General features: G+C 50.4%; 11 protein-coding genes and 1 pseudogene. 1 reads left to right on the top strand and 11 read right to left on the bottom strand.

The window, feature by feature from the left end:
- Window positions 1-49 precede the first annotated feature (49 nt).
- The 11 genes and pseudogenes from ycaQ to QUF14_RS05335 all read right to left on the bottom strand — a co-directional run bounded on the left by ycaQ (window position 50) and on the right by QUF14_RS05335 (window position 13,907).
- Window positions 50-1,282 carry a crosslink repair DNA glycosylase YcaQ gene (ycaQ, locus tag QUF14_RS05385; RefSeq protein ID WP_000056518.1) on the bottom strand — a complete coding sequence of 411 codons (1,233 nt, stop codon included), beginning with the start codon at window positions 1,280-1,282 and terminating at the stop codon, window positions 50-52.
- 36 nt (window positions 1,283-1,318) lie between these two features.
- Window positions 1,319-2,305, bottom strand: coding sequence for a tetraacyldisaccharide 4'-kinase (gene lpxK / locus QUF14_RS05380; protein ID WP_000570558.1), 987 nt, complete (start codon window positions 2,303-2,305; stop codon window positions 1,319-1,321).
- Window positions 2,302-4,050: a lipid A ABC transporter ATP-binding protein/permease MsbA gene (gene msbA, locus QUF14_RS05375; RefSeq protein ID WP_000551270.1), complete on the bottom strand. Its 1,749-nt coding sequence runs from the start codon at window positions 4,048-4,050 to the stop codon at window positions 2,302-2,304. Before msbA ends, lpxK begins: the two co-directional genes overlap by 4 nt.
- 36 nt (window positions 4,051-4,086) lie before the next feature.
- A pseudogene (locus QUF14_RS05370) lies at window positions 4,087-6,351 on the bottom strand (ComEC family protein).
- A gap of 205 nt (window positions 6,352-6,556) precedes the next feature.
- Entirely contained in the window at window positions 6,557-6,841 is a 285-nt protein-coding gene (gene ihfB / locus QUF14_RS05365) for an integration host factor subunit beta (protein WP_000167336.1), read from the bottom strand.
- A gap of 159 nt (window positions 6,842-7,000) precedes the next feature.
- Window positions 7,001-8,674, bottom strand: a complete 1,674-nt coding sequence (gene rpsA, locus QUF14_RS05360; protein ID WP_000140327.1) for a 30S ribosomal protein S1 — start codon at window positions 8,672-8,674, stop codon at window positions 7,001-7,003.
- Between the two features lie 110 nt (window positions 8,675-8,784).
- Window positions 8,785-9,468 carry a (d)CMP kinase gene (gene cmk / locus QUF14_RS05355; protein ID WP_000125021.1) on the bottom strand — a complete coding sequence of 228 codons (684 nt, stop codon included), beginning with the start codon at window positions 9,466-9,468 and terminating at the stop codon, window positions 8,785-8,787.
- 172 nt (window positions 9,469-9,640) lie between these two features.
- Window positions 9,641-10,405 (bottom strand): metallopeptidase YcaL, encoded by a 765-nt coding sequence (gene ycaL / locus QUF14_RS05350; RefSeq protein WP_001353317.1) that lies wholly within the window; start codon window positions 10,403-10,405, stop codon window positions 9,641-9,643.
- 168 nt (window positions 10,406-10,573) lie between these two features.
- Complete coding sequence (gene aroA / locus QUF14_RS05345) at window positions 10,574-11,857, bottom strand: 3-phosphoshikimate 1-carboxyvinyltransferase (RefSeq protein WP_000445247.1); 1,284 nt, start codon at window positions 11,855-11,857, stop codon at window positions 10,574-10,576.
- Window positions 11,858-11,927: 70 nt separating this feature from the next.
- Window positions 11,928-13,016, bottom strand: coding sequence for a 3-phosphoserine/phosphohydroxythreonine transaminase (gene serC, locus QUF14_RS05340; RefSeq protein WP_000057129.1), 1,089 nt, complete (start codon window positions 13,014-13,016; stop codon window positions 11,928-11,930).
- 198 nt (window positions 13,017-13,214) lie between these two features.
- Window positions 13,215-13,907 (bottom strand): DUF421 domain-containing protein, encoded by a 693-nt coding sequence (locus tag QUF14_RS05335; RefSeq protein WP_000642852.1) that lies wholly within the window; start codon window positions 13,905-13,907, stop codon window positions 13,215-13,217.
- A gap of 129 nt (window positions 13,908-14,036) precedes the next feature.
- Between QUF14_RS05335 and ycaO the strand changes: the two genes are divergently transcribed.
- Window positions 14,037-15,797: a 30S ribosomal protein S12 methylthiotransferase accessory factor YcaO gene (ycaO, locus tag QUF14_RS05330; RefSeq protein ID WP_001354879.1), complete on the top strand. Its 1,761-nt coding sequence runs from the start codon at window positions 14,037-14,039 to the stop codon at window positions 15,795-15,797.
- Window positions 15,798-15,839 lie beyond the last annotated feature (42 nt).

The following is a 15,839-nucleotide window of genomic DNA, read 5'->3' as shown; positions in this document are numbered from 1 at the left end:
TTCCTCCAGATGGATCGGGTTATGAATGCATAAATCTTATCATAATCATTTATGCGACGGGGTCTATTTCCCAGCCGGCGCGGCAATCAGTAAAGAGGCCTTGCGGGCAGCGTCCTAATGTCACCCGCGTTGCCTGCTGCCAGTTAGCGAAATCAGTAATCGCCTGACGTAACCCTTTTTGCAGCGTTGTCGTTGGTTTAATGCCTTCCTGTAACCACAGAGAGATAACTTCAAGGATGCCTGTCTGGCGATGCATTTTGGCATCCATTCGCCCAACTAATTGCCCACGATGTAATAACGGCAGAACAAAATAGCCATACTGGCGTTTCGGCGCTGGGGTATAGCACTCCAGCCGGTAGCTAAAATCAAAAAGCTGCTCCGCGCGTTTGCGATCCCAGACAACAGGATCAAAAGGCGAAAGTACCGCGCTGTGCGTTGCAGTGAGCTTTCCGGCGAGCGCGCGTTCGAGTAGCGGCAGCAAATCAGCATGCAGCCAAAGATTGCCCAATTTTTCAACATGCACAGCAATGATTTGCTGCTGTTCAGCCCTCGCTTCGCGCCAAGCCGCCAGTGCCGGACGTTTCAGCCGATAGTAATCTGCCAGCCACTGTTCGCGGAATATGCCCAGGCTACGCGCACTGTTATCCAGCATGATGATTTCTGCTTCTGTTTGCGAAACGAGATCGCGCTCATCATCCCAGTCAGGCATGACACGGTGGGTTAAATCATAAACGCGCTGGAAGTTGCGCCGTTCAATCACCATCACCTTTCCGGCAGTAAATAAACCTTCCAGATGCCGTTTATGCGGCTTCCATTCCCACCAACCGCTTGCACCTTTACGAGAATGCTCGAAATCGGCTGAACGTACCGGCCCCTTATCATGAATATGTTGAATTAACTGTGCAATTTCTGCCGCATGTTCCTGCATCCAGGCGTCTTTGTATTTCCAGCCCATTTTTTCAGGTGCCAGCATGCGGTGGCGAATAAGACGAAAATCGCTACGTGGCATAAAGCAGGCTTCATGCGCCCAGTATTCCATTAATTCGCCACGCGCCAGAGACTCATCCAACCACTGCGCAGGATAATTTCCCAGACGACTGAAAAGCACCAGATATGGACTACGGGCAACAATATTGATGGTATCGATTTGCAGCAAGGACATGCGGGAGATCGTTGCCGGAATATCCTCCAACGACGCTCGACGGCGGGGTTTGTTTAACAGGCCTTGCGCGGCAAGGTGAAGATTACGCGCATCAGCAAGGGAGAGGTGCGGCAGCGACATTCATGACTCCATCAATCGAACGCTGCCGCGGCGTAACTAGTTGCCAGAAGCCAGCGAGGTTAGTTGCGCAAGCAGTTTCGCTGGTTCATCGCCTGAAAGCTGTGCGTCAACAGGCAAATACCACCAATTATCATCTGCAAAGGCCCGGCATTTCACCGCATCTTTTTCAGTCATAACTAGCGTTTGCCCGTCGCTTACCAACGCGCTGACATCCGTATAATTCAAAGACTGATGATCGGCCAGTGGTACACATTTTTCCGGTTGTACGCCGCACATCTTCAGCGTGGCAAAAAAGCGCGGCGGATGCCCAATCCCCGCCATCGCCACCACATGTTCAAGTTGAGCAACGTCACAACGCGTACCGGTACGTAAATTCACCGCCTGCCCCGGCAGCAGATGCATGGGGATTTCACCGCTGCGGGGGACACCGCCGTTGACGATTACCGCATCAACCGACTTTAAGCGCCCCGCTCGCTCACGCATTGGCCCCGCCGGCAACCACCAGCCATTGCCAAAGCGACGCACGCCATCAATAACGACGATTTCAACATCACGCGCCAGACGATAATGCTGTAAACCGTCGTCGGTTACGATGATCTGCACATCAGGGTGTTGCGCCAGAATGGCTTTTACCGCATCAGAACGCACGGGAGAAACCGCAACAGGCGCGCCAGTGCGTTGATAAATCAACACAGGTTCATCACCCGCCTGTGCTGTGGTGGTATCTACCGACAATAACAGCGGATACGATTCAGCCTTACCGCCATATCCCCGGGACACGACTCCCACGCGAATACCGCGCTGTTGCAACTGTTCCACCAGCCAGACAACGACCGGAGTTTTTCCGTTGCCGCCAGCGGTGAGATTACCAACCACGACAACCGGTACGGGGGCACGCCAGGCGCGCTTCAGTTTTAGTTTATAGCAAAGACGGATCGCGCCACTCACCAGACCATACAACCAGGAGAGTGGCAGCAATAGCCGCCACAAAGGGGATTCACCAGACCAGATTTTTTCGATCATTGGCCAAACTGCATTTTGTGAAGTTGCGCGTAAACGCCACGGTGCTCAAGCAAATCGTTATGCGTACCGCGTTCCACAATGACACCATCCTCGACGACCACGATTTCGTCTGCCTTTTCAATGGTAGACAAGCGGTGGGCAATCACCAGAGAGGTACGGTTTTTCTGCAACTCATCCAGTGCCGCCTGAATCGCACGTTCAGATTCGGTATCCAGCGCCGAGGTAGCTTCGTCCAGAATCAGAATCGGGCTATCACGCAACAAGGCTCGAGCGATGGCAATACGCTGACGCTGACCGCCAGAGAGCAGCACGCCGTTTTCACCAATCACTGTATCGAGACCGTTATCCATCTTATTGATGAAGTCCATGGCGTAGGCCATACGCGCCGCTTCTTCAATTTGCTCACGGCTGTACTGTTCTGTCCGTGCGTAAGCAATGTTGTTGGCAACCGTATCGTTAAACAGATGGACATTCTGCGACACCAGAGCAACCTGGTTACGTAAAGACGCCAGGGTATACTCGCGCAGATCGTGACCATCCATCAGGATTTCGCCTTCATCAATATCGTAAAAACGTGTGATTAGGCTGGCGATGGTTGATTTACCTGAACCAGAGCGTCCAACCAGAGCAACCGTCTTCCCTGCCGGAATTTTCAGGTTGATGTTACGCAATGCGGGTACATCACGTCCCGGATAAGTAAAGGTGACATTGCGGAATTCTACGTCGCCAGTCGCACGCTCGATCACGCGCTTACCTTCGTCTTTCTCCTGCTCACTGTCCAGAATGGTAAACAGCGTCTGACAAGCCGCCATACCGCGCTGGAACTGGGCGTTAACGTTGGTCAGCGATTTCAGCGGACGCATCAGTGCAATCATTGAAGAGAAAACAACGGTAATCGTACCGGCAGTCAGGCTATCCATGACGCTAGGGAAGCTCGCCGCATACAGAACAAACGCCAGCGCTAAAGAGGCGATCAACTGAATGATCGGATCAGAGATGGAAGAGGCTGAAACCATTTTCATCCCCTGAAGACGCATTCGGTTACTGACTTTATCGAAGCGTTTCGTTTCCACCTCCTGACCACCAAAAATCAATACTTCTTTGTGGCCCTTCAGCATTTGTTCTGCGCTGGTGGTCACCTGCCCCATGGTGTTCTGCATGTTTTTACTGATGTTGCGAAAACGCTTCGATACAACGCGAATCGCAATCGAAACAATCGGTGCCAGCACAATCAAAATGATCGACAGTTGCCAACTGTAATAGAACATCATGATGAACAGGCCGATGATCGACGCACCTTCACGCACAACAGTAATCAGTGCGCCGGAAGAAGAAGAAGCAACCTGTTCGGAATCGTAGGTGATACGTGACAACAGCGTACCCGTTGACTGTTTGTCAAAGAATGAAACTGGCATTCCCATCATGTGACCAAACAGGCGGCGACGCATGGTCATTACCACCTTTCCTGATACCCAGGAGATACAGTAGCTGGAGACATAGCTGGTGATACCACGTAAAATCATCAGCCCGATCACCACCAGCGGCATCCACACCAGCACGGAGCGATCTGTTTTACCAAAGCCATCATCAAGAAGTGGCTTAAGGAGCGATAACATGAAGGTATCGCTGGCTGCGTTGAGGATTAACGCTACGCCCGCCACGATCAGACCCGCTTTAAAAGGCGCAATGGTTGGCCACAGTCGGCGGAACGTCTGCCACGTAGAGAGATCTTTGTCGTTATGCATTCAAAAAACCAGCATTTGTTGAAATAGCCGCATATTCTACCCGTTATCCACTGGCACGCCAAACCACTGATGATACCAACGAGGTAAAATTTGCTCCCTGAGGCTGCTAATCCGCCAGCCTTGCGCTGAAAAATCGACCGTTACTTGCCCCTGATGAGGAGTATCAAGCCACGTATAACCCTGTTGTTGATAGCGATGCTTAACTTTGTTAGAGGGCAGTCGCCATGCGTTATAGCGCGATGCCGATGCGAGTGCCACTTTTCCATTCACTCGCTGAATTAATGGCAACGATGATGAGGTATTACTGCCATGGTGAGGTACCTGAAGTAATGTTGCCTGCATTTGCTGCCAGTAACGGCTTAGCATCTTTTGTTCAGCGGGGGCTTCAATATCACCGGTTAGAAGAATGCTATTCGTCCCGTCATCAATCTTAACCACACAGGAATGGTTATTTCCTTTATCGTTGCTACCTTGTAAAGGCCAGTGCGCGCTGAAACGCAATCCTTGCCATTGCCACGCTTCGCCACGCACACAGGGCTGATGATGTTCCCAGCTTAAAGGGCTTCTGACCCATAACGTCGGCCAGGCTCGTAATATCGAGTCCAGCCCTCCCCGATGATCCAGATGTTCATGACTCAAAATGACGCCTTCTGGTTCAAGATTATGCCAGCGTAGCCAGGGGATAATCAGTTGTTGCCCACTATCCCCCTCCGGCCAGGCCAGTCCGGTGTCATAGAGAATCGCTTTACCGTTTCGCGCAATGACCATTGCCAGCCCTTGCCCGACATCAAGCATGTACACCTGCCACGCGTCAGGCCGAGGTTTTTGCCACAGCGGCCAGCACATCAGCAAGCCTCCAGCCACACACATTGCCGGCAACGCTCGCCAGGCGTTTAATCGCCATACCACCAGTAAGAACCATGGGGAAAATGTTAGCCATTGCCAACGTTCAGCAATGTTGATCCACCCTTCCGGCAAACTCTTTAACCCCCAGAAAAGTAAAGCCAAAGACCGGTCGGCAAGAAACCATACTCCTTGTTCTACGATTAACGGCCCGCTTAAATGCATAACCATCGCTGCGAGGATCAACGGAACCGTGATAAATGTCACCAGGGGAATTGCAAATAGGTTTGCAATAAACGAGGTCAGACTAATGCCATGAAATATGACGATTTACACGGGCATAAGCAGGAGGGTGATTCCCAGTTGCAGATGGATGAGGGAAACAACCGCGCGCAATACCGGCGGCAGCTGCCACTCCGGACAGGGAAACCACTGATACCAAAAAATCAGTGCCGCGACCGCAGCGGCAGAGAGCCATAAACTTTGCGAGAGAATGGCAACAGGATCCATCAGCAAAATTGCCGCCAGACAACATATCCATACATCCCAGCCACTCCATTGTCGTCCACTTAACTTAAGCATTCCCCAAATGGCAAGCGCCACCACGGTACGCAATGCAGGAGGTTGCATTCCCGTTAGCCAGGCGTAAAAAGCAGCACAGCAGATTCCACCAATTAATGGCATTTGCCAGTGGATCCAGCACCCAGGCAGAAAAACTTGCCCACCGCGAATGAGTCCTGCAGCCAGCAACGCCGCAAAAGCGATGTGCAATCCTGATATCGCCATTAAATGCGCCGTTCCAGTATCACGCATGATATTTTTGATTTCTTTGGGGACGGATAACCGTTCCCCCATACCTAATCCAAGAATAACCGCGTTCCACATATAGGGTTGCAGCGTTGTTTGTAGTGACGCCAGATACTGTGCACGCAGGCTACAATTCGGTTCAATGACACTTGCCTGCAGAAAACGCCCGGTGAGCGGTTGATGCTGGGCAATGGCATAACGCTGGCTATCAAAGCCGCCATCATTAAGTTGGCCATGAACTGCACGAACTTTGAGTTTCATTGACCATACTTGTCCGGCACAAACCGCTTGCGGAAGATATTCGCCATACAGTACGAGGCCTGGCGCAGGGAATATACGTCGACCTTGTAGATGAGTAATTTGACCGTAATGAGTGGTCATGCCGTCAGTAGCAATGATCTCAACAATTGCATCCTGCGTCGAGCCAGTTAAGGTTTCTCCTGCCCACAAAATTTGCTTTGCCGCTGATATGCCCCAAAGAAAAAACAGCAACGTCAGCGCGATATAACGGACGGCTTTAACACGAATAAATGCCAGTACGCAGGCGAAGATAGTCAGAAGCACAAGGGTTACTGTCCCTGGCAATTGGGGCAAAATCAGCAACGGAAAAATTCCGCAAATTATGCATACTCCGACTGTCGTTATTTTCATGCACCCTCCCTGTTTATAGAAAGTGTGCAACTTTGTTGAATGGTTGTCTGGTGGAAGTTTTGCGTTCCCCGAGGCACGTTCAGAAGAATTTAACGACAGGGTGAAAACTGCTCAAAACTCTGCGAGGCAGCTTCCAGTTCCAGATTAGAGAAATGAAAAAAGCACCCGACAGGTGCTTTTCTCGCGTTCAAGTTTGAGTAAAAACTTAACCGTAAATATTGGCGCGATCGCGCAGTTCTTTACCTGGTTTAAAGTGAGGAACGTATTTTCCTTCCAGTTCTACTTTATCGCCAGTCTTCGGATTACGTCCGGTACGTGGTGCGCGGTAGTGCAAAGAGAAACTGCCGAAACCGCGGATTTCAATACGCTCGCCCTGCGCAAGAGTCGAGGCCATATGCTCCAGCATCTCTTTTACTGCATCTTCAACCGTCTTGGCGGGAATGTGCGATTGCTGGGTGGCAAGTCTTTCTATCAATTCTGACTTGGTCATGATTCCTCCGGTTCCTTAAAGGCAAATTTAGCGGCTGCTGTTGCTGCATTGATTAAGGGCGGCCGTAGCCGCCCTTAGTGCTTGATTACAGGACGAAACCTGCAATCTGTCAAGTAAACTCAACAAACTTCGGAATAAAAATCCCGAAGAGTCAGAGAATTACTCGCCTTTAGCTGCTTTGAAAGCTTCAGCCATTGCGTTGTTGGAGAAGTTTGCATCTTCCTGTTTGTTAACAGTTGCGATTGCATCTTTCTCGTCAGCTTCGTCTTTCGCACGAACAGACAGGCTGATTGCGCGGTTTTTACGATCAACGCCGGTGAATTTAGCTTCAACTTCGTCGCCAACGCTCAGAACCAGGGTAGCGTCTTCAACGCGGTCACGGGATGCTTCAGAAGCACGCAGGTAACCTTCAACGCCGTCAGCCAGTTCTACGGTTGCGCCTTTAGCGTCAACTGCAGTTACTTTACCGGTTACGATAGCGCCTTTCTTGTTCAGAGCAACCCAGTTGTTGAACGGATCTTCTGCGAGCTGTTTAACGCCCAGGGAGATACGTTCACGTTCTGCGTCAACCTGCAGAACAACTGCAGCGATTTCGTCGCCTTTTTTGTATTCACGAACTGCTTCTTCGCCTGCAACGTTCCAGGAGATGTCAGACAGGTGAACCAGGCCGTCGATGCCGCCGTCAAGGCCGATGAAGATACCGAAGTCAGTGATAGACTTGATTTTACCTTCAACACGGTCACCCTTGTTGTGGGTTTCCGCGAACTGCTGCCACGGGTTAGCTTTGCACTGTTTCAGACCCAGGGAGATACGACGACGTTCTTCGTCGATATCCAGAACCATAACTTCCACGACATCGCCAACGTTAACAACTTTGGACGGGTGGATGTTTTTGTTGGTCCAATCCATTTCGGAAACGTGTACCAGGCCTTCAACGCCTTCTTCGATTTCAACGAAGCAGCCGTAGTCGGTCAGGTTGGTCACGCGACCAGTCAGTTTGGTACCTTCCGGATAACGTTTAGCAATAGCTACCCACGGATCTTCGCCCAGCTGTTTCAGGCCCAGGGATACACGGGTACGTTCGCGGTCGAACTTCAGCACTTTAACAGTGATTTCGTCGCCCACGTTGACGATTTCGCTCGGATGCTTAACGCGTTTCCAGGCCATATCAGTGATGTGCAGCAGGCCGTCAACGCCGCCCAGATCAACGAATGCACCGTAGTCAGTGAGGTTCTTAACGATACCTTTAACTTCCATGCCTTCCTGCAGGTTTTCCAGCAGCTGATCGCGCTCTGCGCTGTTTTCGGATTCGATAACGGCACGACGAGAAACAACAACGTTGTTGCGCTTCTGATCCAGCTTGATTACTTTGAATTCAAGCTCTTTGCCTTCCAGGTGCAGAGTGTCACGCACCGGACGAACGTCTACCAGAGAACCTGGCAGGAACGCACGAATACCGTTCAGCTCAACAGTGAAGCCGCCCTTAACTTTGCCGTTGATAACACCGGTAACAGTTTCAGCATCTTCGTAAGCTTTTTCCAGCGTGATCCAGGCTTCGTGACGTTTAGCTTTCTCACGGGACAGCAGAGTTTCACCGAAGCCGTCTTCTACTGCGTCCAGAGCAACGTCAACTTCGTCACCTACCTGGATTTCCAGCTCGCCCTGGGCGTTTTTGAACTGCTCAGCCGGGATGGCGGACTCAGATTTCAGACCAGCGTCAACCAGTACTACGTCTTTGTCGATAGCAACAACAACGCCACGAACGATAGAACCCGGGCGGGTTTCGATTTCTTTTAAGGACTCTTCAAAGAGTTGAGCAAAAGATTCAGTCATGTTTAATCTTCAGGTTTATATTTAACGTCCACCTGGCTCCATGCCGGATGGGGTTGTTTAACATACCCGCTGTCATTCCATTGCAACGGGGGTACTGCAAATTCGGTCGCTTATGCGAGAGCCAATTTCTGGCGCGCGTATTGTAGCGCTTTTTCAATCACTTGCTCAATGCTTAAGGTGGTGGAATCCAACACTAAAGCATCGGCTGCCGGAACCAGTGGCGCTACCGCTCGGTTACGATCGCGGTCGTCGCGTTCTTTGATCTCGGCCAAAAGGCGCTCAAAGTTAACACTAAAGCCCTTCTCCTGCAACTGTAGCATGCGGCGATGCGCACGTTCTTCCGAGGAGGCGTCAAGGAAAATTTTCACTGGCGCATCAGGGAATACCACCGTTCCCATATCGCGGCCATCGGCAATCAAGCCTGGTAATTCGCGAAACGCGCGTTGGCGACGCAATAATGCTTCACGAACGCGTGGGAATGCCGCGACTTGTGAAGCAGCATTCGCCACTTCCTGAGTACGAATTTCGCCGCTGACATCTTCCCCTTCGAGGATCACTTCCAGATTGCCATTGGTCGACACAAAACGTACATCCAGATGGGATGCCAGCGGCACGAGCGCATCTTCCGTTGCAACATCAACATGGTGATGTAATGCCGCCAGTGCCAGTACGCGATAAATTGCACCCGAGTCCAGCAGATGCCATTGCAACGCTTCCGCCATAGCCTTACACAAGGTGCCTTTCCCTGCACCGCTTGGGCCATCAATGGTAATAACCGGGGCAATTGCCGTCATCTTTATCTCCTTAAAACAGGCGTACCGTTAACATAACCGCGCGCATTATACGCGCCGACGCCACAAATCGTTAACGTTGTGTGCAAAAACCAGTTTTGTCTGTATTCAGATGGGGATTTATTGCGCAATTATAGCGGGCTGGCAGAAGACCAGCCCGAAAGATGACAATGATTTACTTACCAGAGGCGATACGATCACGGATGTGTTGCGCACGCTCTGTTGATGGTGGATGAGAGTCAAACATGGACTGGGTACGGCCGCCATCCAGGCTGGCCAATTTTTCAAAGCTGCCAACCAGCCCCTGGGTGCTGATGCCACGTTTCTTCAACAGATCAAAGGAGAAATCATCTGCTTCGGACTCTTTATCGCGGGAGTATTTAGCATTGATCGCGCCTTCTGCGATATCACCTAATTGTGAGCGAGAAAGCTGGGAAGCCACACCGCTGGTAGCGGAAATCGCATCACGTGCGGCAACGATCGCATAAGAAGCTTTCATTTCAGCCAGCGAGTGACCCAACGCGACGTGGCCCAGTTCATGACCCAGAACGCCTTCAATTTCGTTGTCGTTCATCATGTCCATCAGGCCACTGTAGACACGAACACAGCCGTTCGCCATCGCCCATGCATTGACGTCGCTGGTCATATAAACCTTATAGTTGACCGGCGTGCCATTAATATTGTTACCCAATGCTTTGGCGATTTTTGCCAGACGTTTACCGTACTTGCTGGATTTACTTGCGACTTGATTGCCGCTGTCCATTTCGGCACAGCCCTGATTGGCAATCGCTTTTGCATCAGCATCGCTTAACGTTGCTGCTTTATAGGCATTTAAACCTGAGCTGATAGCCATATTGGTATCAATACCGTGGGTATTCTGACACCCTGTCAGTAAAGCTGCAGAGGCCGCAATCGCCAGCAGTAATTTAGTATTCTTCATGTGAATCATCCGTTGATTAATCATATATAAATATTATGTATCAATAACTTACATCGACAAACGACGCTACCATTAATCAAAATGACTCACAAGGTCCGAAAAAAAACGCCGGCAATGTGCCGACGTATTGATAAAGAAAGATTTGGCTATTTATTGCACGTTGTTCATTCAGGCTGCCTGGCTAATCCGCGCCAGCTGCTCGAAATAATCCGGAAATGTTTTGGCCGTGCATTTGGGATCAAGAATCGTCACTGGTGTATCTGACAACGCCACCAGCGAGAAACACATCGCCATCCGGTGATCATTGTATGTTGCGATCTCGGCAAAGTTCAGTTTTTCCGGTGGAGTGATACGAATGTAATCGTGCCCCTCTTCTACTTCCGCGCCGACTTTACGTAGCTCTGTTGCCATCGCAAACAGGCGATCGGTCTCTTTAACACGCCAGTTATAGATATTGCGCAGCGTGGTAGTGCCTTTTGCAAATAATGCCGCCGTGGCAATGGTCATCGCCGCATCGGGAATATGGTTCATATCCATATCAATAGCGTTCAGTTCACCACGCGTGCAGGAAATATAATCATCGCCCCAGCAAATGGTCGCGCCCATTTTTTCCAGCACATCAGCAAAGCGAATATCACCCTGCATACTGTTGCGTCCAATGCCGGTCACTTTTACAGTGCCGCCTTTGATTGCTGCTGCTGCCAGGAAGTAAGAAGCCGAAGATGCATCGCCTTCGACCAAATAAGTACCCGGAGACTGATAAGACTGCCCGCCTTTTACGACAAATTGTTGATAGTGCTGATTTTCAATTTCAACACCAAACGTCTTCATCAGATTGAGTGTGATGTCGATATAAGGTTTAGAGACCAGATCGCCTTTAATACGAATCACCGTATCTTCCGGTGCAAGAGGCGCAGTCATTAACAGTGCGGTGAGGAACTGGCTGGAAACGGAGCCATCAACGTCAACGTTGCCGCCAGTAAAGCCGCCCTGTAAACGCAATGGTGGATAATTTTCTTGTTCCAGGTAAGTGATCTTCGCCCCGCCCAGGCGCAGCGCATCCACCAGATGACCAATGGGGCGTTCTTTCATACGCGGTTCACCGGTCAGCACAATATCATTGCTACCCAGACAAAGAGCTGCCGCCAGCGGACGCATTGCCGTTCCGGCGTTACCGAGGAACAACTCCAGGGCACTTTTTGCGTGTAATGGACCGCCGTTACCGATGATTTCGCAACGCGTACGATCGGCTGAAAGCGTATAGCTTACCCCTAACGCTGTTAATGCATTCAGCATATGGCGCACGTCATCGCTATCCAGCAGATTGGTTAATACTGTTTTGCCGTGTGCTAATGCCGCCAGCAATAAAGCGCGGTTAGAAACGCTCTTGGAACCGGGCAGATTAATGGTGCCATCGACACGAGCGATGGGTTGTAACGTCAGGGATTCCATGAACTCAACTCTCTACAACAGAAATAAAAACCCCACAGGCTGGCTGTGGGGATTAAGCAAAATTTCGGCATTAGCCGTGACGGCGTTCGAACTCAATCATGAAGTCTGTCAGCGCTTTAACGCCTTCCAGAGGCATTGCGTTATAAATTGACGCACGCATACCGCCGACCACACGATGCCCTTTCAGGGCATGCAGCCCCGCAGCAAAAGACTCTTCAAGGAACAATTTGTCAAGCGCACTGTCCGCCAACTGGAACGGCACGTTCATCCGCGAACGGTTAGCTTTCGCCACGTCATTGCGGTAGAAATCGCTGTTATCAATCACCCCATACAGCAGTTCTGCTTTTTGCTGATTGATTTTATCCATTGCAGCCACGCCGCCGTTCGCTTTCAGCCATTTGAATACCAGACCGGACAGGTACCAGGCAAATGTCGGCGGCGTGTTAAACATTGAGTCGTTATCGTTAAGGATGGAATAATCCAGAATCGACGGACAAGCGATATTCGCTTTACCCAGTAAGTCTTCACGAACGATGACGATTGTCAGGCCCGCCGGGCCGATATTTTTCTGTGCGCCAGCATAAATCACACCGTAACGACTGACGTCAATTGGACGGGAAAGAATTGTTGAAGAGAAGTCGGCTGCAACCACCACTTCTTTACCAAAGTCTGGCGTTTCGTCGATGGCGATACCATCGATGGTCTCATTTGGGCAGTAATGCATATAAGCGGCATTATCAGAGAGCTGCCATTCACGCATTGGCTTAACCGCACGAAGACCATCAACAGTCACTTTGGCGTCAAAGACATTTGGCTTGCAGTATTTTTTCGCTTCTTTAATGGCACTTGCCGCCCAGTAACCGGCATCAACATAATCTGCAGTGGTTTTATCACCAAGAATATTCAGCGGAACAGCAGCAAACTGACCGCGACCACCGCCGTGGCAGAACAATACTTTATAGTTGGAGGGGATATTAAGAAGATCGCGAAAATCCTTCTCGGCTTCCTCTGCAACCTGAATGAACTCTTTACCACGGTGGCTCACTTCCATCACCGACGTACCAAGACCGTTCCAGTCGCGCAGTTCCTGTTGAGCCTGTTTAAGCACCTCTGCCGGTAGCATTGCCGGACCAGAACTAAAATTGAAGATTTGAGCCATTTCCCCTCACCACGTTGCGTTGCCATTAACCCACGGACAATCGATTGCGACCGCGGGTAATACATTATTCCTGTGGCTATCGGTTTTATCATTCAGTGGCGCGCATCGCAATGGGTAAAACAGTCGAGGGCAAAAATGCGGCACGCGTCACACAATAGAATCTCTCGGATTATTGTCCAAAAACCGATTTTTTTGCTGTCAGGTCACCCGTTTAGCCCGACTTGCCTTCGTCCATTCTGGATTTGCACAGCGCGGACATAATTGTTTTTCCCCTGCGTTCATATGAATGATCTCACTGCAACGGATGCAAGCATAGTCCGCCGACTCAGGCACCACTTTGTAACGCTGAGTACAGTCACTGGGTAAAATAAGTAATCCCGGTTTGACCTTGTCATCTTCAAAGAAATAGACACTGATTTGCCCGTTGGTTTCGAGAATCGCCAGACGTACCTGCCCCAACTGCTCCACTCCACGCAGTCGCAGCTCCATAAAGAACTCAAATTCCGTCATGTTGGAGTTATTAAGTTTCGACCAGGCCAGCTCACCATCCTCAATAATGACAACCGGCTTGCCTTCCAGAAGATCCTCCAGTTTTTCACTGTGCGCCATCAACCACATTACCAGACGGTATAACAACGCCAGAGTAATAAAGACGATAAGCACCGGAACCATCGGCACATCATCATAAAACGCCACATCCCCCGCCGCTGACCCCAGCGTCAGAATGATTAACACTTCAAAAAGCGACATCTGCCGCACACCGCGTCTTCCGGTCATTTTGAGGAACAAAAAAACCAGTACAAAGGTATAAAGACTACGTAGTGCAACTTCGCCAAGGAAATCAAAAGGCACTTTATCAAATGCCATACGGTGGAGATCGAACGCCTTCATTTTTATGCTCTTATCGTGGTTTATCCACTAAAAGCATAGTCAACAGTTCATCGGCATGGCGGCGGTGATAGCGCCTTTGAGATAAAACCCGTATTATTGCGCGCTTTCCGTACGACTAAAGTGATTTTCATGACGCAAACATTTATCCCCGGCAAAGATGCCGCTCTGGAAGATTCCATCGCTCGCTTCCAGCAAAAACTTTCAGACCTCGGTTTTCAGATTGAAGAGGCCTCCTGGCTGAATCCCGTGCCTAACGTCTGGTCTGTACATATTCGCGACAAAGAGTGCGCACTGTGTTTTACCAACGGTAAAGGCGCAACCAAAAAAGCGGCGCTGGCTTCTGCACTCGGTGAATATTTCGAGCGTCTGTCTACCAACTACTTTTTTGCTGACTTCTGGCTGGGCGAAACCATCGCCAACGGTCCATTCGTGCATTATCCCAACGAAAAATGGTTCCCACTGACCGAAAACGACGATGTACCAGAAGGGCTGCTCGATGACCGTCTGCGCGCATTTTACGATCCGGAGAATGAACTGACCGGCAGCATGCTGATTGACCTACAATCTGGTAACGAAGATCGTGGTATTTGCGGTCTGCCGTTTACGCGCCAGTCCGACAATCAGATCGTTTATATTCCGATGAATATCATTGGTAACCTGTACGTTTCTAACGGTATGTCCGCTGGCAATACCCGAAACGAAGCACGCGTCCAGGGGTTGTCCGAAGTTTTCGAACGCTACGTGAAAAACCGGATTATTGCTGAAAGCATCAGCCTGCCAGAGATCCCGGCAGACGTGCTGGCGCGTTATCCAGCGGTGGTTGAAGCGATCGAAACACTGGAAGCGGAAGGTTTCCCGATCTTCGCTTATGATGCCTCGCTTGGCGGTCAATATCCGGTGATCTGCGTGGTACTGTTCAATCCAGCTAACGGTACCTGCTTTGCATCCTTCGGTGCACATCCTGATTTTGGCGTTGCACTGGAACGTACCGTGACCGAGTTGCTGCAAGGCCGCGGTCTGAAAGATTTGGATGTGTTTACTCCGCCAACCTTCGATGATGAAGAAGTCGCTGAACATACTAACCTCGAAACGCACTTTATCGATTCCAGCGGTTTAATTTCCTGGGACCTATTCAAGCAGGATGCTGATTATCCGTTTGTGGACTGGAGCTTCTCAGGCACCACGGAAGAAGAGTTTGCTACGCTGATGGCTATCTTCAACAAAGAAGATAAAGAAGTTTATATTGCCGATTACGAGCATCTGGGCGTTTATGCTTGCCGCATTATCGTGCCTGGCATGTCCGATATTTATCCGGCAGAAGATCTGTGGCTGGCGAATAACAGCATGGGCAGCCATTTACGTGAAACGATTCTTTCACTCCCAGGCAGCGAGTGGGAAAAAGAAGATTACCTGAACCTCATCGAGCAACTGGATGAAGAAGGTTTTGATGACTTTACCCGCGTGCGTGAGCTGTTGGGTCTGGCGACCGGGTCGGATAACGGTTGGTACACCCTGCGTATCGGAGAATTAAAAGCCATGCTGGCGCTGGCTGGTGGCGATCTGGAACAGGCTCTGGTCTGGACCGAATGGACGATGGAGTTTAACTCATCAGTATTTAATCCGGAACGCGCCAACTATTATCGCTGTCTGCAAACGTTGTTATTACTGGCACAGGAAGAAGACCGCCAACCACTGCAATATCTGAATGCCTTCGTTCGTATGTATGGCGCAGATGCCGTAGAAGCCGCCAGTGCGGCAATGAGCGGTGAATCGGCGTTTTATGGCTTGCAACCCGTAGATAGCGATCTGCACGCGTTTGCTGCACATCAGTCGTTGTTGAAGGCCTACGAAAAGCTGCAGCGCGCCAAAGCAGCATTCTGGGCAAAATAAAATCAAATAGCCTACGCAATGTAGGCTTAATGATTCGTCTGA

The sequence above is a fragment of the Escherichia sp. HH091_1A genome (assembly GCF_030295175.1).
GTDB lineage: Bacteria > Pseudomonadota > Gammaproteobacteria > Enterobacterales > Enterobacteriaceae > Escherichia > Escherichia coli_F.
Note: the sequence above shows the minus strand (reverse complement) of the source record. Positions and strands in the feature narration are given on the sequence as shown.